Genomic DNA, 20,892 nt, shown 5'->3' on the forward strand with positions numbered 1-20,892 from the left:
CTCCCACTCCAGGCCCCTCCCCCTCGGCGCGGCCCGCCCCGGAACGCGCGAGGCCTCACCGTGCGTGTGCCTCCACCGGGGCCGCCCAGCGTGCGGAAACGGGCGAATGTATCACCCTCCAGGCCCGGGTCGCCCGCCTGGTCGCCGCTATTTCCTCGCACGGGTGCAAACCCTGGCGCCGACATGTGGAGCGAACGGAGACGCCGCCCCACAACCAGCGGACAATTGGCGCTCGGCAGGCGCCCGGAAACCCCCTCAGGCGTTCAATACCCTTCGCGTTCGGGGGGGGCATCTACCCCCTCGCGGGAGCGGCCCTATAATCACCTCTGCCTCTTCACCCCGTGAAGGGGGCGCGCCTGGTCGGCGTCCAGCCCCTGACACGAGCGTAACGCGCGGTCCCATTCCGCGGCGGGGTCCCGAATTGGCTGCAGGGCTGTCGTGCCTGGGACCTCGGCGGGATGGTTGTGGAATGGCAATCCAGCCCTCCAGGTTCACCATTCTGGCCCCCTCGGGTGTGAACATTTCGCACCCCTGGCCGGCCCCCGAGGGAGAGACATGAAGGACGCTGAAAAGGGTTCGTGGGTCTCCAAAATCGCCGCGCTCCAGGACGCGAAGACCTACGCAGAGCTCACCTGGGAAGGCTCTTTCGAGGACTACCTCGAAGTGGTCCGCAAGAACCCCAAGGTGACACGCACCGCCTTCCAGAGGATCTACGACATGATCCTCAGCCACGGGAAGACGGAGTACATCGACAACAAGAAGAAGCTCATCCGCTACCACTTCTTCAGCGACGAGAAGTTCGGCGGCCGCGACGCCATCTTCGGCCTGGACGTGCCGCTGATGAAGCTGGTGAACGTCTTCAAGTCCGCGGCCCAGGGCTACGGCACCGAGAAGCGCGTCATCCTGCTGCACGGCCCCGTCGGCTCCTCCAAGTCCACCATCGCCCGCCTGCTCAAGAAGGGCACGGAGGACTACTCCAAGACACCCGAGGGCGCCGCGTACACCTTCTCCTGGACCACCGACAAGAAGCTGCCGGATGGCACCACCGTGAAGGAGAAGATGAAGTGCCCCATGAACGAGGAGCCGCTCAACCTCGTTCCCCGGGAGTGGCGCGCCAAGGTCTACGCGGAAATCTCCCCGCCGGAGTCCGGCCACACGATTCCGGACGGCTCCGAGCTGTGCCCCGCGTGCCGCTTCGTCTTCAAGGACCTGATGACGCAGTACCACGGTGACTTCGCCCGGGTGATGGACCACATCCACGTCCACCGGCTCGTCTTCAGCGAGAAGGACCGCGTCGGCATCGGCACCTTCCAGCCCAAGGACGAGAAGAACCAGGACTCGACCGAGCTCACCGGCGACATCAACTACCGCAAAATCGCCGAGTACGGCTCCGACTCCGACCCGCGCGCCTTCAACTTCGACGGCGAGTTCAACATCGCCAACCGCGGCATCATCGAGTTCGTCGAAGTGCTCAAGCTGGACGTCGCGTTCCTCTACGACCTGCTCGGCGCGTCGCAGGAGCACAAAATCAAGCCGAAGAAGTTCCCGCAGACGGACATCGACGAGGTCATCCTCGGCCACACCAACGAGCCCGAGTACAAGAAGCTCGAGAACAACGAGTTCATGGAGGCCTTGCGCGACCGTACGGTGAAGATTGACGTCCCGTACATCACCAAGCTCGCGGAAGAGGTGAAGATCTACGAGAAGGACTTCAACTCCCGCGCCATCAAGGGCAAGCACATCGCCCCGCACACGCTGGAGATGGCCGCCATGTGGGCCGTCCTCACCCGCCTGGAGGAGCCCAAGAAGCACAACCTCTCCCTCCTCCAGAAGCTCAAGCTCTACAACGGCAAGACGCTCCCCAACTTCACCGAAGACAACATCAAGGAGCTGCGCAAGGAGAGCAACCGGGAGGGCCTGGAGGGCATCTCTCCGCGCTACATCCAGGATAAAATCTCCAACGCCCTGGTGAGCGACAAGGGAGACGGCTGCATCAACCCCTTCATGGTCCTCAACGAGCTGGAGGCGGGCCTCAAGACGCACTCGCTCATCAGCAACGAGGACGCGCGCAAGCGGATGAAGGAGCTGCTCACCTCCGTGAAGCAGGAGTACGAGGACATCGTCAAGAACGAAGTCCAACGCGCCATCTCCGCCGACGAGGACGCCATCGGCAAGCTGTGCGGCAACTACATCGACAACATCAAGGCCTACACCCAGAAGGAGAAGGTCAAGAACAAGTACACCGGTCTCTACGAGGAGCCCGACGAGCGCCTGATGCGTGCGATTGAGGAGAAGATAGACATCCCCGACAGCCGCAAGGATGACTTCCGCCGCGAAATCATGAACTACATCGGCGCGCTGGCGGTGGAGGGGAAGACCTTCAACTACCGGACGAACGAGCGGCTGCACAAGGCGCTGGAGCTGAAGCTGTTCGAGGACCAGAAGGACAGCATCAAGCTCAAGAACCTCGTCTCCTCCGTCGTGGACAAGGAGACCCAGGAGAAGATCGACCTGGTGAAGGACCGGATGATGAAGAACTACGGCTACTGCGAGATCTGCTCCACCGACGTGTTGAACTTCGTGGCGAGCATCTTCGCCCGCGGCGACGCGAAGGAGTAACCACCTCAGGAGAAGGGCGAGCCGTCGTGACCTTGAAGATCCACCAGGACCACTCCCGCTTCAAGCAGATCGTCCGCGGGAAGATCAAAGCCAACCTGCGCAAGTACGTGCAGAAAGGCGAGATGATTGGGAAGAAGGGCAAGGATGCCATCAGCATCCCCATTCCCTTCATCGACATCCCTCGCTTCAAGTACGGCCACAAGGAGCAGGGCGGCGTCGGACAGGGCGAGGGTGAGGTGGGTCAGCAGCTCGGCCCCGGGGCCGTGGAGCCCGGGGAGGGACACCAGGCCGGCCAGGGCGAGGGAGACCACGCCCTGGAGGTGGACGTCACGTTGGAGGAGCTGGCGCAAATCCTGGGCGAGGAGCTCCAGCTCCCCAACATCGAGCGGCGCCAGAACGAGCGGCTCGTCACCCAGAAGATTCGCTACACCGGCATCAACACCACCGGTCCGGAGTCGCTCCGGCACTTCAAGCGCACCTTCAAGCAGGCCCTGCGGCGGCAGATCGCCGCGGGCACCTACGACGCCGCGCGCCCGGTCATCATCCCCACGCGAGAAGACCGCCGCTACCGCAGCTACAAGCTCCAGAACCTGCCGGAGACCAACGCGGTCATCATCTACATGATGGACGTGTCCGGCTCCATGGGTGACGAGCAGAAGGAGATCGTCCGCATCGAGAGCTTCTGGCTCGATACGTGGCTGCGGCACCAATACAAGGGCCTGGAGGCGCGCTACATCATCCACGACGCGGTGGCGCGCGAAGTGGACCGCGACACCTTCTTCCATACCCGCGAGTCCGGCGGGACGATGATCTCCAGCGCCTACAAGCTCTGCCGGGACATCATCCTGTCGGACTACCCGAAGAGCGCGTGGAACATCTACCCGTTCCACTTCAGCGACGGTGACAACTGGAGCGCGGACGACACGCGCCAGTGCATCGAGATGCTGCGCAACGACGTGCTGCCCAACGTCAACCAGTTCGCCTACGGACAGGTGGAGTCCCCCTACGGCAGCGGTCAGTTCATCAAGGATTTGCGCGAAGCGGTGGGAGACACGCCCAACGTCGCGCTCAGCGAAATCGCGGACAAGGACGCCATCTACGCGTCCATCAAGGACTTCCTCGGCAAGGGCCGCTGACGTCTGGCCTCCCCCACGTGCCCCTCGGAGCGACTTCCCGATGCCCAAGAGCCTCACACCCCGCCTCGCCGCGCTGAGGGATGAAATCCACGGCTACGCGAAGGAGTTCGGCCTCGACTTCTTCGACACCGTCTTCGAGATGGTGTCCTACGACGAGATGAACATGGTGGCCGCCTACGGCGGCTTCCCCACGCGCTACCCCCACTGGCGCTGGGGCATGGAATACGAGCAGCTCGCCAAGGGCTACGAGTACGGGCTCAGCAAAATCTACGAGCTCGTCATCAACAATGACCCTTGCTACGCGTACCTGATGGAGAGCAATCCGGAGGTGGACCAGAAGCTGGTCATGGCCCACGTCTACGGACACTGCGACTTCTTCAAGAACAACTTCTCCTTCCGCCACACCAACCGGCGGATGATTGACGAGATGGCCAACCACGCCACGCGGGTGCGCCGCTGGGTGGACAAGATTGGCGTGGAGAAGGTCGAGGACTTCATCGACCGCACGCTCAGTCTGGAGAACCTCATCGACCAGCACTCGCCCCACATCCGGCGCAACCCGGACCCCAAGCGCGCGGCGGACGAGCTCAAGGCCAATGAGGGCGTGGAGGGCTTCAAGGTCGGCCGCGAGTACATGCGCGGCTACATCAACCCGTCCGAGTTCCTCGACTCCCAGCGCAAGAAGGTGGAGGACGAGAAGCAGCGGGCCAAGAAGTTCCCCGAGCGCCCCCAGCGCGACGTGCTGCTCTTCCTCCTGGAAGAGGCGCCGCTGGAGCCGTGGGAGTCGGACATCCTCGCGATTCTGCGCGAGGAGGCGCACTACTTCGCGCCCCAGGGCCAGACGAAAATCATGAACGAGGGCTGGGCCAGCTACTGGCACTCCACCATCATGACCCGCCGCGCCCTGCGCGATGACGAAATCATCGACTACGCGGACCACCACTCCGGCACCATGGGCACGCGTCCCGGCGCCATCAATCCCTACAAGCTGGGCATCGAGCTGTGGCGGGATATCGAGGAGCGGTGGAACAAGGGCCGCTTCGGCAAGGAGTGGGACGAGTGTGACGACTTGCGCGCCCGCCGCTCCTGGGACAAGAAGTCGGGCGCCGGCCGCGAGAAGATTTTCGAGGTCCGCAAGCACTACAACGACATCACCTTCATCGACACGTTCCTGACGCCCGAGTTCGCGATGGAGCAGAAGCTCTTCGTGTATGGATTCAATGACAAACGCAACTCGTGGGAGATTCTGGACCGCGAGTTCCGCAAGGTGAAGAGCAAGCTGCTCCAGGGGCTCACCAACTTCGGCCAGCCCATCATCGAGGTCGTGGACGCCAACCACGAGAACCGCGGGGAGCTGCTGCTCGCGCACAAGCACGACGGCCAGGACCTCAAGGGCGACTACGCGCGCGAGACGCTCAAGAACCTCCAGTCCCTCTGGCGCAGGCCCGTCAACATCATCACCCGCTATGACAACAAGGGCGTGATGCTCCGCTTCGACGGGACGACGCAGACGGAGAAGAAGGTCGAGCTGTAGCTTTCCGCCTCCCCTCGGGCGCATCGCTCGCGCCCGGGGGAACCGCGAGGACCTCAGACGGGATTGAGCGCCGCCCAGGGGCGCGGCTCCGGCGCTGACGCGGACCTCGCGGGAGGGAACGCCGCGTCGGAGCCCGCCGAGGTCAGCCGCTCCAGCACGACACACAACGCATCGGCCCGGCCGAAGCGCCCGACGGGGTCTTCCATGAGGCAGCGCTCGATGGCCTCCGCGAAGTCGGGGGCGATTCCAGGCACCCGCTCCGACAGCGCAAGGCCCATGGCCGCGGGAGCCTGCCGCGAGGCTCGAGGCACCGTCCCCGTGCACAGCTCGTACAGCAGCAGCCCCAGCGCGTAGAGGTCGCTCTGCGGCGTGGCGGGCGCGCCCAGGCGCGTCTCCGGGGCCATGTAGCGCGGCGTGCCGACGACACCGGGCACCGCCCAGGGGGTGCAGTGGTCCGTCCCCACGAAGGCCGCGAGGCCGAAGTCGAGCAGCTTGATGGTGCCGTCCGTCTCCAGGATGGCGTTGCTCGGCTTGAGGTCGCGGTGGAGCACACCGCGCTGGTGCGCGGCCCTCAACCCCCGCGCGAGCCCCACCGCGATGTCGAGCACGTACCGCCACGGCAGCGGCGGCTTCAGCTCCGCCAGGCTCTTGCCATCCACGTACTCGTAGACGAGGTACGGCCGCCCGGCGACCTCCCCCGCTCGGAACACCGTGACGACATTGGGGTGCTTGATGCGGGCAATGGCGCGCGCCTCGATGGCGAAGCTCTCCAGGGTGCTCCTGTCCGGCTGGAGCGCGATGCTCAGCTTCAACGCCACCAGCCTGTCCAACGAGGTGTCGTGCGCGAGGTAGACAGCCCCCATGCCACCTCGCCCCAACAGCCGCATCAGGCGGAACTCGTCCAGCTCCGTCGGCGGCTTCCACGTCGCCCCCAGGGGAGGGCCTCGCTCCGGAGCAGGCACCGGCTCCGCCGAAGCCGGGTCCACGGCAAAGGCCTCGCTGCGAACGACGGCCACCAGCAACTCACGGCAGGCAGGGCATCCGGCGGCATGGTGATGCACCTGGGCCCGTGCCCCTGTCTCCAGCCGCCCTTCCATCAGGCCCACCACGTCGTCTTCGCACAGGCAGTTGGCTGAAAGGATTTGGCACCCCCTGACATACCCCGAGTGAAGACTCGCACGAAATGGCTGCCCTTCGGAAAACCTTGGGGCTCCCCCATTTCATGCCCAAAGACGACCTTCACCCAGCTTAACCTGCATAGCCAGCAAAGTCAGTCCGCGCCGTATAGTGGTGCGCGGGAAGGAGGGGGACTTGGCATTCGCAGCGTTATTCCTCGCGCGTGTGGGTTGTCAGGGCAAGGGAGCCCTCTCCCCCGACCACCTCGAGCACCTGTTGCTCCGCTGTTGGAGGGCGGGGTGTGAACAATGGCCAGATGTCCCGCTGAGTGCCGACAGCTTCGTCCGTCACCTGGCCACGCACTTTCCACGACAGGCGCCTGGAGAGAAGCTGGAGCAACTGCTCTCCCAGTTCGTCCCAGCGGACCTCTTCCTCGCCTGCGCCTGCGCCGAGAGCCTTCCCACCGCGCTCGCCGCCTTCGAGCGGCACCACATGGCGGGCCTGTCCTCGGCGCTCGCGCACATGCGGCTGTCCGCGGCGGTGGTCGACGAAATCCGCCAGCGAGTCCGGGAGCGGCTGCTGGTACGCACCGACGGGGCACCGAAGATCGCCGACTACTCCGGCCGGGGCACCCTCTCCAACTGGGTGCGGGTCATCTGCCTGCGCACGGCGCTGAGCCTGCTGCGAAAGCCTCACGACGAGGGCCCGCTGAGCGATGCCCTGATGGAACTGCTCCCCGCCCAGGACTCGGACCCTGAAATCGAGGCCATCCGGCGGCGCTATCACGACGAGTTCCGCCAGGCCCTGGAAGACGCCTTCGCCACCCTGCCTGGCGAGCACCGCTACCTGCTCCGGCTCCACTTCGTGGACCACCTCTCCACGACAAAGATTGGCGCGCTCTTCGGCGTCAACCAATCCACCGTCTCACGCTGGCTCCAGAGCGCGCAGCAGACCGTGAATGAAGAGACGCGACGCCTGCTCAAGGAACGCCTGGACCTCTCCTCCCAGGAGTTCACCAGCGTCCTGCGGACCGTGGAGAGCCGGATCAACCTCAGCCTCAGTCGCATCCTCAATGAAACTATTCACTCTAAGTGAATATTGAGAATTTCTGCATAGGTTGATTCCAGCGGGCGTCATTCATTGGCGAGCGCTGCCTTGGCAGGGCGTCCCCAGGTCCCCACCGCGCAACCCCTCCAGCCTGACGGTCCCGGCGGAGCCTCGGCATCGCCGGCTCACTCAAAGCGCGTCCTGACGGTGCTCACGGCTCCGCGGGACTCCCATACCCGCCACCCGCGGAGCCCTCATGCGGCCTCAGCAGACGAACCCCCACCGACTTCATCGACTCAAGCCCCAGGCGCTGTCCCTGCTGGCGCTGCTCACCCTCGGCTGGAGCAGCGGCTGCGAGGAGCAGCGGTCCGCCCCGGCGCACGTCGAAGGCGTCGCGACTTCACGCCAGCTCGCGCGCCTGGGCAAGGCGCCCGCCCACCTCCGCATCCCCGACGAGTATGTCGTCGTCTTCTCCGAGGGCGTCACCGGACTGGCCATCGAAGCGGTGACGAGCCGAATCGCTCGCGCGGGTGGCGACAACGCGCTGCTGCACGCATACACCGTCATCCCCGGGTTCGCCGCGCGACTGGATGAAGCGCAGCTCGACAGGCTGCGCCGGGAGCCCGGCGTGGCGTATATCGAGGAGAATCAGCAGGTCTCGCTCAGCGCCGTCTATCCGAGCCCCGCGGATGGCGTCGACCGCTCGGACCAGCGCAAGGGCCACGACGGCCACTTCAATGACTACGGCAACACGGGCGCGGGCGTCCATGCGTACGTGCTCGACACAGGCCTCAACCTGGAGCACTCCGAGTTCACGGGCCGCATCGGCACCTACGAGACCTTCATCCTGGATGGTCGGGGCATCGCTGATTGCCATGGCCATGGCACGCATGTGGCCAGCACGCTCGCGGGCACCACCTATGGAATGGCCCGGGAGGCCACCCTCCACCCCGTGCGGGTGCTGCGCTGCAATGGACTGGGCAGCTGGGCGGGAATCATCGCCGGCTTGGATTTCGTCCAGACCGACTGTCGTGCGCAGTCCGCGCGCTGTGTCGCCAACATGAGCCTCACCGGTTCGCTCTACCCACCCGTCAACGCCGCGGTGGCCAACCTGGTGAACGGAGGCATCCCCGTCGTGGTCGCCGCGGGCAATGATGACCTGAACGCCTGCACCCAGTCCCCCGCCAGCGAGCCCGCGGCCATCACCGTCGCGGCCATCGACGACAACGACGTCCGCGCCGGGTTCTCCAACTGGGGGTCTTGCGTGGACCTCTTCGCCCCGGGAGTGAGCATCCTGGGCGCATGGATTGGCGGCGCCGTGGAGACCCAGGTCGATGATGGCACCTCCATGGCCAGCCCTCACGTGGCCGGCACCGTGGCCCAGTATTTGAGCACCCGCCCCACCGCCACGCCCGCGCAGATTGATACCAACCTCAAGGCCGCCGCGACGCTGGGCTGCGTGAGCGACCTCAAAGGCTCTCCGAACGTGCTGCTCTTCAGTGACCTGAGCCAGGGCAACTATCACTGCATCGAGGAGACCGCGAGCTGCAAGGGATTGTGTGGACAGGCCGCGGATGGCTGCTTCTGCGACCCCAGCTGTCTGGAGTTCAACGACTGCTGCCCCGACTTCGAGGAAGTGTGTCAGTGAAAGCCGTCCCAAGCGGAGGAGGAAACACCATGTTTCGAATGCGTCGTTTTCTGGTGATGGGTAGCACCGCGTGCCTGGCGCTGTTGTCGGGATGCACGTCCACCCCCCGAGAAGAGCAGATCGCGAACTTCGGTCGCACCGCTCGGGGACTCGGCGACGCGACGCGGCTGACCCAGAAGGAGTGGGCCACCTATCAGGATGACCAGCGATACCTGCACGGCATCGCCAGGCCCGACGTCCGCATCCGCCTGAACCTGGCGGACCCCGCGCAGTACCGCTTCGCGCTGGCGCGCCTCAAGCTCGCGGGCAAGACGCCCCAGAACTCGCCGTACCTGTTCGAGGCCCTGGAGCAGCGACACCGGGAGCATGTCGCGCAAGGCCACGCACCGGGGCTGCTCCCGCCCGAGGGGCGCGACCTGGCACCGTCCGCCGAAATCAAGGAGGTTCATGCCTTCGACCAGGCCAACGCGGGTGAGGGCACCAAGGAAGCCAACGACGGCTCCGTCACCGCCACCTCCACCATCCCCGGGGGCTCCTACTACACCTATACGGACGCCAACTTCACGGACGTGACAGGGTATCCGCTGAGCGCGCTCGCCTGGGTCGAGGAGTTCGACGGGGGTGAGCACCTGACGGCCTCCGCGGAGGCCAACCTGGCGCTCACACGGCTGGGGCGCTACCGCGTCTCCACCTACAAGGTGGAGGACTCCGAGGACGGGTTCAAGGACTCGTATCTCTTCTCCGAGTTCGGCACGCCCCCTGGGACCACCTCCATCCGGCCCGGGGTGTCGCCCGCCACCATCTACGCCCCCGTGGACACGGTCCTCAATGACAACCTCATCTCCGTGTGCCTCAACCGCACCTGGACCCAGGACTGCGACTACGACCTGACGGGCACGCCCCAGGCCATCAAGATGCCCTTGAAGGGGGAAATCGTCCTCACGACGCCCGAGCACGTCTTCGACCAGGCGAAGATCAACCAGTTCAAGACCGACCTGGCCGCCGGCATGGCGACCTACGACGTGGGGCACCTCAGGCTCATCCTCACCAACGCCGGGGGCGGCTGCGATGTGACGGATGGGAACCTCATCGAGGCGAAGATGGGGCAGTTCTGGAACCGGACCGCCCTGAGCGCGGACAAGAAGACCTTCTCCTGGGACCTGACGGGCGCCTACGCCGCCTTCTTCGATGACGGCTGCCGTCAGGTGCAGGACGACGTGAAGCTGACGCTGAAGATCGTCATCCCCATCACGGATGCGAACAACTTGACGTACCAGACCTCCGTCACGTTGACCAATGAGGACCTCCCCAGGCTGGCGAAGAGCTTCAAGCCCATCACCGTCACGAACAGTTGCCTGGCCGCGGGAACCGAAATCGAACTGGCCGCCGGCAAGACGGCGCCGGTGGAGGCCCTGAAGGCTGGAGACCGGGTGCTCAACCCGCATCAGCCGTCGCTCACCGTCATGGACACGGCCATCGGCACGGAGACCGTTCCCATGGTGCGCATCCGCAGCGAGGCCGGCCGCAGCCTGCTGATGACGGAGATGCACCCCATCCAGGTCATGGCGCGCGGCATGGTCCAGGCCAGGGCCCTGAAGAAGGGCGACGTGGTCCTGACCAAGGCGGGCCCCAGCAAGCTCGTGGAGGTCAGCCGCGAGCCGTACGCCGGCAAGGTGTACAACGTGAAGGTCGGCTCGGACACGGAGAAGCTGGCGCTCGGCGCGGACCAGACCGTCGTGTATGCCAATGGCTTCGTCGTGGGCGACGGCCAGATTCAGCGGAAGTACGAGTCCATCGCGATGACCCGCAAGAACCCCAACGTCCTGGCCACGTTGCCGGGCAAGTGGCACCGCGACTACCAACTGGCCGCCAGGCGCAAGTAGAGGCCCCCCCACGGGGCGCTCCACGGCTGAGCGCCTCGCTCCAGGCTGAAGACACATCCCCAGATGGCCGGCCACCTGGTGTGAGACCACCGGGTGGCCGTGCCCGTTGTCGCCCACTGAATGACGCAGTCGACCGGCCCTACCCGCTCAACGCACCGGAGTGAACCTGATGCAGACGCGCACCGTTCTCCTGCTCCCGCTCGTCGTCGCGATGTCCGTGGCGTGTGGTGACGCCAGCCTCCCCGAGCCCCAACCGCCACCGCGGCACGCCAAGGCCTTGCGCGCGGAGCCCGACCTGGAGCGCCAGCGCATCGCGAGCCGGTATCTGGTGCGGCCCTCAACAGGAGCCACGCTCGCCACCTTCACCGAAATGGCCACGGCGCTCGACCTTCCCGCGGGCTCCCTGGTCAGCGGGCAGCTGACCACCCCCGCCGCCGAGGCCGCGGTGGTCCTGCCCAACTTCGGGGATATCCTGCCCCGGAAGGGCAACTCCCTGGTCGTCCTGAGCACCGGCTACGTCAACGACCGCGTCCGGGTGCCCGAGCCAGGCACTGACTTCGCGCCGCCAGGAACCGCTGGCGACGTCGTCACCCTCCGCCTCACGTTCAACGTCCGGCCGGGCATGACCCGCCTGTCCTTCGACTACCGCTTCCTAAGCGCCGAATCCCCTGACTTCATCGGCAGCCTGTACAACGACCAGTTCACCGCGCAGGTGACGGAAGGGCAAGGACTCCCACGGCTGATTGAACAGACGTCGGTGAACAGCGCCCACTTCTTCGATGCCTCCAAGACGCGCGCGGGCAACACCCAGTTCGACTCGCTGCTCGCGGACGACCCGTCCGGCGTCGACTACTTCCCGGTCACCTATCCGCACGGCACCCAGGTCTACCCCGACGCGGGCATCACCGACTTCAAGACCGTCAACGTCGCCATCTCGGGTGGAGGTCAGGTCACGCTCGTGTTCGAGATTCGCGACCTCGAGGATGGAATCCTCGACTCCACGGTGGTCATCGACAACATCGCCTTCTCGAGCCTGGAGGTGATTGATCCCAACCCCATCCTCATTGATACACACCATGAGACGGTGGAGACCAACCTGCCCCGGCTCGCCGCACTCGGCACCGCGGCGAGCTCGGTCGCCGCCGACGGCGCGACCATCGTCCTGCTGCGCGCCAGACTCCCCGGCCCCGGCTCCATGGTCTTCAAGCTGGGCGACACCCAGATTCCCGCGAACGGGGGGCTCGGCGCGGTGGGCAGCACCGCCGCTCCCACCAACATCGTCACCGTGCCTGTCCAGCAAATCTCCACGGGACAATACTACGCCTTTGCCTTGTACACGGCGCCGGAGGACTTCAACCGCCCCGGGCTGCCTGCTCCCGGTGACACCAAGAGCTCCCAGCGGACGGTGGGCCTCGCCACGACGTACACCCCGGTCAGCGGCGCCAGCTTCGCGGACACGCACGAGCTCATCGTGGTCCGGCCACCCGTGGTCGCCATTCATGACATCTGGTCGAACTGTGAGTTCTGGGAGTGGAACGCGGGAATCTCCCGTGAGGACTACCTCGACGTGACCTGTGCGGACTATTCGGCGACCAACTCGGAAAGCATCGACTCACCCGCGAACAGGAATGTCTTCGCGAATACGGTGAGAGAGGCCCTGCTGGAGATGCGCCTGAAGGGCACCGCGGTGACCCGTGTGGACACACTCGCCCATGGCATGGGCGGAGTGATGGTTCGCCGGTACGCCAGGTGGACCAACTACAAGAACGCACTGAACTTCGGAAAGGGAGATCTCAACCGCATCATCTATCTGAACACCCCCCATGGGGGCTCGCGCATGGCGAATGCCATGGTTGACCTCCGCAACAACATGAAGCTCGTCTTCCCCAACGAGTGGCAGACGGTCGTCAATGATCTGGAAAAGAACTTCCAGATCTCCATCGGCGCCGCCGACGCGGGCGCCGATGCGGGACCGCTCGCCATCGATGACCTGCAGCTCAACAACCCCATCCTTGTCGCTGACGCGGGACCGACCGTGATTCCCTCTCACGTCCTGGTGACTCGCAATGCCATGAACATCGAGAGGCCCCAGGCACGGGGGCTCGTCTTCGACAAGCTCAAGGTGTTGTACGACAAGATGGAGAAGTACCATCCGCTGACGGACGACCTCCTGCCTCCGGCGTACTGGAATCTCATCATGCGCGCCAACATCGAGAGACTCCCCGCCAGCAATGTCCAGCCCAGCAGGCTGTTCTGCAACCAGGACTTCGACCTGTTCGCCTCCGAGATGGACCAACGGGGGGGAGCCTCCGATGCGGGGACGACGACCTTCCAGATGAGCGCCACCGCCCTGGACCTGGAGCATTTCAAGGCGCCCAGCAACGCCGCGGTCACCACGCGAATCATCCAGTTGCTCAACAGTCCCATCAATGGCGGTTCCTTCGACCCTTCACTCCCCGCCCCCAGCGCCCCCCCCCTGTGCACGGGCGGAGGAGGCGGCAGCGTCGCATTGCTTTCCGACGAGGGCCCCGACCCCGAGTGGTTCGAGCCCTCCCAGGCCCAGACAAGGCCCGATGAGCCGCCAGCACCGCGTGGTCCGAGCGTGCTCGCGGGTGGCATCCGCATTGTTTCGCCTGCCCCAGGAACCCCAGTGAGCCCAGGCGGCACGGTGAACGTGGTTCTGGAGGGCACGGGCGGCTTCGTCCCCATGGTGGCCTATGTCATGGGTGCGGGAAAGGCGGTCATCATCGAACAGGCCCCCTTCACCACCTCATTCCAGATTCCGGCCCATGCCATCGGCTCGCTGTCGTTGGCTGTCACCGCCATCAGCGCGCAAAGACAGATGGTGAGCGCGGAAGCCGTCGTCCTTCCCATCGTCTCATCGGCGCAACTGACCTCCATGTCCGTCACCAATGGAGACGGCGTCATTCATGGGCCCGGGTCGACCCGCCACCTGGGAGTCACCGGCCTCTACAGTGACGGCGTCCAACGGAACATCACCGCCCAGGCGCTGGGAACCTTGTACTCGTCTTCGAATGACGGCATCGCCACGGTGACCACCGCGGGCGTCGTCACCGGCAGGGCCCCAGGCATCGCCACCATCGTGGTCCGCAACGCGGATGTGACCACGAGCATCTCCGTGACGGTCCTGGAGGCGCCTGTCGCGAACTGTCTCCAGGTTCGCCTCAATGACTACAACCTCTTCGTACTCGAGGACTACAAACAGGGCATCGATGTCGGAGGACGAATCGCGGCCGGCGGCAGCATCTTCCTGAAGGACTTCCGGGTGGGCTGGAAGCTGCCGGACACCGACACCGACAACATCCTGGTGGCGGGCATCAACCTGAACCTGAACAATGGCACCGTCTGGGGTGATGCCAGGTACGGAGGCCAGCTCATCCCTCAAGGAACCCTCAGCATCCAGCGCGGCTCCGCGAGTCGTGGCACGCCCGTCGACTTCGCCGCCAGAGGAGCCGCCCTGCGCACGCTCTCCACCCGCCTGGCCGCCCTTCCCGTTCAGGGCACCACCACCGTGGAGAGCTGGGGCGGAATCCTGCTGCGTGGCACCCACCCCAAGGTGAATGTCTTCTGGGTCGAGGCAGAGAGCTTCACGAACGCGACGCTGCTTTCCGTCGAAGCGCCCGTGAACTCGCTCGCCATCATCAACGTCCGGGGGACCTCCGCCCGCTTCAGCAACTTTGGCCATGTCTTCAGCGGCGGCATCGACGAGAGCGGAATCCTCTTCAACTTTCCGCAGGCCACCTCACTCACCGCATTTGACTATGGTTTCTACGGAACAGTCCTTGCACCAAATGCACACGTCAGCTTCAATGCCGGAAGCTGGGTCGGCGGCATGTACGCTCGCTCACTGGCAGGCAATGCCGTAGGCCATATCAACCGGCTGCGGGACACGGATATCTGCCAGTGACAGTTGGAGTCCCCTCGTGGGACTGGTGCAAACCCGTGGGGGGGTCAAGTGCCCAAGAGTCCTAGAAGCCGTGTGTCCGCCGTCGTGTTGGCCCTGGCCTTCCTCGGCGGGTGCGCGGTGGAGCCACCCACGGGCAGCACTCCCGACCTGGATGCACAGGTCGGAAAGTCCTCACACGCTCCGCATGCCGTGACAGTCGTGTCGCGGGATGCGGAGCGCGGAGTTCCCACCATGCTCTGGGCGGAGCGGAGTGACACGGCGGGCCTGGGACACCGTCATGACACGCCCGAAGCCGCGGCCCGCGCCTACCTTGAGCAACAGGCGCAAGTGTATGGACTTTCCCCCGCGGACCTGGAAGCCGCGTATGTCCATCAGGTCCATGATGTGGGCCGGGGTGGAATCATCGTCTTCTTCCGGCAGCGCGTCGCGGGACTGGAGGTGGCTCGCACGGAGCTGAAGGTGCTCATGACGAGAGACCTGGAGCTGGTGGCGCTCACCGGGAACCTGCATCACGGCGTGGACCAGGTGCTGAAGGACGCGCGTTTCAGGCATCCCCCCTCCGAGGCGGTGTTGAAGGCCCTGGGAGACTCCCATGGGCTGTCGCTCGCGGGAGAGGTCAGACAAGTGGGGCTGACGCGTCCCGGGCAGCCCCTCTTCGAGGTGGCGTCCGGCGGCGCCCTCCAGCACACCGGCATCGCCCTGGTGACGCCCGCCCGCGTCACGCCGCTCTACCACCCCGTGGCCGGCCAGCTGGTTCCCGCCTACGCGGTGGATATCCTCTCCAGGCGCGCCGGGGACGCGCGCCTCCATGGCGACGCCTACGTGATTCACGCGGACACCGGAGAGGTGCTCCTGCGCGAGGACCGGACCGCGAGTGACGCCTATACCTATCGGGTCTGGGCCGACGCGGAGGGGACTCCGCTGGATGGCCCCCAGGTCGACTTCACGCCGCATCCCACGGGCATCCCCGACGGTGTCGAGCCCGGCTTCACGTCGCCTCGCCAGGTCACCGTGGAGGGACGCCCCTCCCCTGGCTCCGGCGAAGTCGCCCCGTGGCTACCGCCAGGAGCGACCTTCACCTCCGGCAACAACGTGCGCGCCTATGCCGACCACTTCGACCCGGACGGCTACACCGACGGCCGGGACACACGCGCCCTGGTGACACCGGGCACCCGGGACTTCCCGCATGTGTATGACACCAACGCAGGTCCGCTGAGCAGCTCGACGCAGGCCGCCGCCTCGGTGGCGCAGCTTTTCTACACCACCAACTGGCTCCACGATTATTTCCACGACTCGGGCTTCGACGAGGCCGCGGGCAATGCCCAGGACGTCAATCAAGGGCCGTTGGGGGAGGCCGGAGATGCGCTCCTGGCGGAGACCCAGAACCAGGAGCGGGAGGTGGCACGTCCGCGCAACCGGGCGGTCGCCTATGTCCCTCGGGACGGGCTCTCTCCCCGGCTGGAGTTCTCGGTCTGGGCAACCTCGGAGACCCGCTCGTTCAACACCTCGGGGGGGCCCTACGAGACAGGCAAGGCGGAGTTCGGCGCACAGGACTTCAACCTGCTCGAGCTCCCGCTGGTGCTCGCCGTGGACAGTGGAAATCCGACGGCCGACGCCTGCGAGCCGCTCCAGAACGACGTCGTCGGCGCCATCGTCCTGGCCGACCGGGGCACCTGCCTCTACGAACTGAAGGCGGTGAACGCCCAGAATGCCCAGGCCGCGGGGCTCATCATCATCAATCACACGCCCGGCGAGCCCCCGCCGGAGATGTTCGACGTGGACGCGACGCTCACCGCCACCATCCCCGTCCTCTCCGTCACCTACGAAACCGGCCTGGCGCTCAAGGAGCTGCTCACCCGGGGCACGCTCTCGGGCACCATGTCTCGCGCCACGCTTCCCGAGCGGGATGCCTCGCTCGACAACACCATCGTGGCGCACGAGTGGGGGCATGTGATGTCCCGCCGCCTCATCGACTGCACCACGCCCCAATGCCGGGCCATGGGCGAGGGCTGGAGCGACTTCCTGGCCCTGCACCTGATGGTTCGGGAAGGGGACGATGCCGATGGCACCTATGCCATTGGCGGCTATGCCGCGCAGTTCCTCGGTGACAGCACCTACTACGGCGTCCGCCGGTCCCCCTACTCGCGAGACCTCACGAAGAACGGGTTCCGGTTCCGCCACCTCGCCAATGGAGTGGCGCTGCCCGACCAACCCTACCTGCGTGACAACGGCCTGGAGAACTCGCAGATGCACAACGCGGGGGAGGTCTGGGCCTCCCTGCTCTTCGACGCGTATCAAGCCCTGCTCGAGGAGACGCGAGGAAGCGCGCCTCGCATCGCCTCCTTCGACGAGGCCCGGCGGCGCATGGCCGACTACGTCGTCACCAGCATGAAGACGGCGCCCATGGACGTCACCTTCACGCAGCAGCGAGACGCGCTGCTCATGGCCGCCATTTCGAATGATGCCCCCCGGGACATGCAGGTGCTGGCCCACGCTTTCGCGCGTCGCGGGGCGGGCACCTGCGCCGTGTCACCTCCCTACGACTCCGAGGAGTTCACCGAGGTCGTCGAGGACGGCCGGGCCCACTCGAACCTGCGGCTGGAGTCCGTGGAGGTGAAGGACGGCGCGCGCTCGTGCGACCAGGATGGGCTGCTCGACGCCTCGGAGCAGGGCATCGTCGAGGTCGTCCTCTGGAACCACGGTCCGGTCGCGTCGACGGATGGGACCCTGCGCATCTCCAGCGCTGACGCCACGCTGTCGTTCCCCGAGGGGACCACGTTCCCCATCGGTCGGGTGGAGCCATTCAAGTCCACCTCGGTGGCCATCCCCATCGCGCTCGCTTCGACGCGGGTGGGCTCCCGCGTCGGGAACTACACGCTCGTCCTGGAGAGCGCCGAGGCTTGCGAGCCGCGCGTCGAGCAGCCGCGCTCCGTGCTGACCCACTACGACCTGGCGCCTTCCCACCTGGACAAGGTCGAGGGCCTTCGCACGCCGTGGCGCACCGAAGTGCTGGGAGGTCGGCCCACGCAGGCGTGGCGCGTCGTGGACTCGCCCATCCACAACGGCGAGAAGGTCTGGTTCGCGGCGGACCACTACGACTTCGCGGACACGGTGCTGGAGTCACCCACGCTGGTCATCCCATCGGGGACACCGTTCTCCCTGAGCTTCGAGCACCGCCATTGGTTCGACTTCAGGAGGGACGCGAGGACCGGCGCCTTCGAATACTGGAACGGTGGAGTCATCGAGTTCCTCCAGGCCCCCGGCAAGACGTGGACGGATGTCTCGAGCCTCATCGACGTCGGCTACAGGGGACCGCTTGAATCCGGGACGGGCAACCCGCTGGGAGGCAGCCCCGCCTACGCCGGGCAGAACAAGGACTGGCCCGGGAGCGAAAAGGTCACCCTGGACTTCGGCACGAAGCTGAGCGGAAACGTGAAGTTCCGCTTCCGCCTGGGGTCCGCCGTGGTCTTCGAGGCGCATGGGTGGGAGATCGACAACATCACCGTGCAGGGCACCGAGAGTCCGCCCTTCTTCGCGCGAGTCGAGGAGACCACGGGCCCATGCCTACCGCGCGCCTTCGCTGGAGAAGACCAGAGCGTCCTCGGCGGCGCCCCGGTGGAGCTCGACGGCTCTCTGAGCTCCGACGTGGGCCTCGCGCCCCTCGCCTTCTCCTGGCGACAACTGTCCGGCCCCCCAGTGGCCCTTCAAGGCGCGAACACCAAGAGGCCGGGCTTCACGGCCCCCACCGTGGCACAAGTGATGGAGTTGGAGTTCGAGCTGACCGTCAGCGTCGCGGATGTCACCGCCACCGACCTGGTGAGAATCACGGCGCGCCCCAAGGCCACGGAGGAACCCGACGCAGGCACTCCCGACGCGGGCCCCCTCCCCGACGCGGGTGAACCGGACGCGGGGACCGACAAGTCTTTCGGACGTCCGGGGATGCACTCCGGCTGCACCAGCTTCGGAGGCGGAGGCGCGGGCCTCGCGTGGCCCCTGGGACTGCTCGGCGCGCTGCTGCTCACGGCCCGGCGCCGACGCCGGAATTGACGACGGGGTGGAGCAGCCGGGCAGGCAGGCTCGGGAAAAACCAGAGCCGCCAGTTGGGCAGGGGCACGGGTGTCCACTACACTCGCTCCCCGCCCCATGCGACTTGCCCCCCTCTTCGCCCTGGCCGCCGTGCTGACCGTGTCCTCCGCTTCCGAGGCCGCCGTCCGGTACGACATCAAGAACCGCCGCATCGAACCGCGCCAGACGTTGGCGGGCGCGCTGCATGAGGCCCAGTTACCCGACGCCCAGGTGACCGCGGTCATCTCCGCGCTGGAAGGCGTGTTCGACTTCCGCAAGTCCCGCGTGGGCGACCAGTTCCGCATCGTCCTGCGCGACGGCGAGCTGGACTTCTTCGACTACCGCCAGAGCCTGGTCGACGAGTGGCAGGTGCGCCGCGACGGCGAGAAGTACGTGGGCAGCAAGCGCTCCATTGAGGTGGAGAAGCAGGTGTCCGTCGTCTCGCTCGAAATCCAGACGTCGCTCTACGAGGCGGCGGTGGACGCGGGCGAGGACCCGGCCATCGGCATGGTGCTGGCGGACGTGTTCGCGTGGGATATCGACTTCTACCGGGACGTGCGCAAGGGCGACACCGCGCGCGCGCTGGTGGAGAAGTTCGTCTCCAAGGGCCGCGTGCTGCGCTACGGCGAGGTGCTCGCCGCCCAGTACCAGGGAGGCCTCGTCGGCCCCAAGAAGGTCTACCGCTACGTGCTGCCGGACGGGCAGCCCAACTACTTCCAGGCGGACGGCGCCAGCGCGAAGAAGACCTTCCTCAAGAGCCCGCTGAAGTACGCGCACGTCACCAGCAAGTTCGGCTCGCGCTTCCACCCGGTGCTCCAGTACCTGAAGAACCACAACGGCGTGGACTACGGCACGCCCATCGGCACGCCCGTGTGGGCCGTGGCGGACGGCACCGTGACGCAGGCGGGCTGGGCCGGCGCGGCTGGCAACATGGTGGTGCTGCGCCACGCCAACGGCTTCGAGACGCAGTACATGCACCTGTCGAAGCTGGGCGAGGGCGTGCGCGCGGGCGCTCGCGTCAGCCAGAAGCAGGTCATCGCCTACTCGGGCAACACCGGCCGCTCCACCGGGCCGCACCTGCACTTCGGCATGAAGCGCGGCGGCGGGTACACCAACCCGCTCAACCAGCAGTTCCCCCGCGCGGACCCGCTGCCCAAGACGCTCCTGCCGGACTTCCTCGCCAAGGCGCAGGAGCTGGCCGGACAGATGGAGGTCGTCTCCTTGGCCGCCGTCGCCGGACAGGCCCCCGCGGCGCCCTGAGCCCGCTTCACGAGGCCCGGCGCGGACTACTCCCAGACGATGTCGTAGTCCGCCGCGAAGTAGCCGTGCGGCGTGCCCACCACGGTGCCCTTGCACTGGATGGCCTTCAGGGCCTCCTGGAGCACGCCCTCGTGGAACTGCACCGGCTGCATGTCGCCATGGAAGGACAGGCGCACGTGGCGCTCCGACACCACGGTGTACTCCCGGCGCCCGTAGCTCACCAACGTGGAGTAGGCGGTGGGCGCGTTGGACAGGAGGCGCTTGGGGTCTCCCTTGCCAATCAACCGCGTCAGCGTCTGGCCCACCGTGGAGGAGAAGAAGCCCGTCACCGCGGCGGCGCCACACGCGCGCACCGCGTCCTCCTGGGTGCCGAAGCGCCCCGCCTTCTCGAGCGCCTCCGACGTGGCGTACAGCAACCGGATGGCGTCCACGGCGGAGTACGAGAAGAAGTCCACCGGCGAGCGCTTGAAGAGCGGCTCCCGCAGCCGGGCGGCGGTGTCCGGCCCCAGCTGCTTCTCCGCGAGCGTCAGCACCGCGTTGAAGATGAGGCCGCGGACCGTGTCTTCGGGCCGCACCAGCGCGAGCCGCTGGTCCAAGTCATTCTTCGCGAAGGCCATGAGCGTTGATTTCTACATCAAACCGGCCGGCCACGGGCG

Annotated in this window: 11 protein-coding genes; 9 read left to right on the forward strand and 2 right to left on the reverse strand. The window is 66.2% G+C overall.

The features are described 5' to 3' along the window. The first annotated feature begins 555 nt into the window (after positions 1-555). From HUW62_RS02980 to HUW62_RS02990, 3 genes are read left to right on the forward strand one after another with little or no spacing between them, the layout of a single operon-like run. The gene (locus tag HUW62_RS02980; protein WP_163865424.1) at positions 556-2,619 is read left to right on the forward strand and encodes a PrkA family serine protein kinase; all 2,064 of its coding nucleotides are present in this window, start codon (positions 556-558) and stop codon (positions 2,617-2,619) included. Positions 2,620-2,645: 26 nt separating this feature from the next. Continuing rightward, entirely contained in the window at positions 2,646-3,755 is a 1,110-nt protein-coding gene (locus HUW62_RS02985) for a DUF444 family protein (RefSeq protein WP_163865425.1), read from the forward strand. A 40-nt stretch (positions 3,756-3,795) separates the two neighbouring features. Further along, positions 3,796-5,289 (forward strand): SpoVR family protein, encoded by a 1,494-nt coding sequence (locus HUW62_RS02990; RefSeq protein WP_163865426.1) that lies wholly within the window; start codon positions 3,796-3,798, stop codon positions 5,287-5,289. 53 nt (positions 5,290-5,342) lie between these two features. On the opposite strand, the gene HUW62_RS02995 is transcribed toward HUW62_RS02990, so the two are convergent. Then, positions 5,343-6,398 (reverse strand): serine/threonine-protein kinase, encoded by a 1,056-nt coding sequence (locus HUW62_RS02995; RefSeq protein ID WP_240356335.1) that lies wholly within the window; start codon positions 6,396-6,398, stop codon positions 5,343-5,345. Positions 6,399-6,600: 202 nt separating this feature from the next. Between HUW62_RS02995 and HUW62_RS03000 the strand changes: the two genes are divergently transcribed. From HUW62_RS03000 to HUW62_RS03025, 6 genes are all read left to right on the forward strand, one after another. Next, complete coding sequence (locus HUW62_RS03000) at positions 6,601-7,500, forward strand: sigma-70 family RNA polymerase sigma factor (RefSeq protein ID WP_163865427.1); 900 nt, start codon at positions 6,601-6,603, stop codon at positions 7,498-7,500. A gap of 208 nt (positions 7,501-7,708) precedes the next feature. After that, entirely contained in the window at positions 7,709-9,100 is a 1,392-nt protein-coding gene (locus tag HUW62_RS03005; protein WP_163865428.1) for a S8 family serine peptidase, read from the forward strand. A gap of 29 nt (positions 9,101-9,129) precedes the next feature. Further along, entirely contained in the window at positions 9,130-10,983 is a 1,854-nt protein-coding gene (locus tag HUW62_RS03010) for a Hint domain-containing protein (protein WP_163865429.1), read from the forward strand. Positions 10,984-11,152: 169 nt separating this feature from the next. Continuing rightward, positions 11,153-14,911, forward strand: coding sequence for a choice-of-anchor A family protein (locus HUW62_RS48035; protein WP_217911081.1), 3,759 nt, complete (start codon positions 11,153-11,155; stop codon positions 14,909-14,911). Between the two features lie 72 nt (positions 14,912-14,983). Beyond that, entirely contained in the window at positions 14,984-18,958 is a 3,975-nt protein-coding gene (locus HUW62_RS03020; RefSeq protein ID WP_176433501.1) for a M36 family metallopeptidase, read from the forward strand. 96 nt (positions 18,959-19,054) lie between these two features. Further along, complete coding sequence (locus HUW62_RS03025) at positions 19,055-20,236, forward strand: M23 family metallopeptidase (protein ID WP_163865431.1); 1,182 nt, start codon at positions 19,055-19,057, stop codon at positions 20,234-20,236. Positions 20,237-20,262: 26 nt separating this feature from the next. Here the strand turns inward: HUW62_RS03025 and HUW62_RS03030 are convergent, their stop codons facing one another. After that, positions 20,263-20,853 (reverse strand): DUF2378 family protein, encoded by a 591-nt coding sequence (locus HUW62_RS03030; RefSeq protein WP_163865432.1) that lies wholly within the window; start codon positions 20,851-20,853, stop codon positions 20,263-20,265. Positions 20,854-20,892: the final 39 nt, after the last annotated feature.

Source organism: Myxococcus sp. AM011, from assembly GCF_013372595.1.
In the GTDB taxonomy this organism is placed as follows: domain Bacteria; phylum Myxococcota; class Myxococcia; order Myxococcales; family Myxococcaceae; genus Myxococcus; species Myxococcus eversor.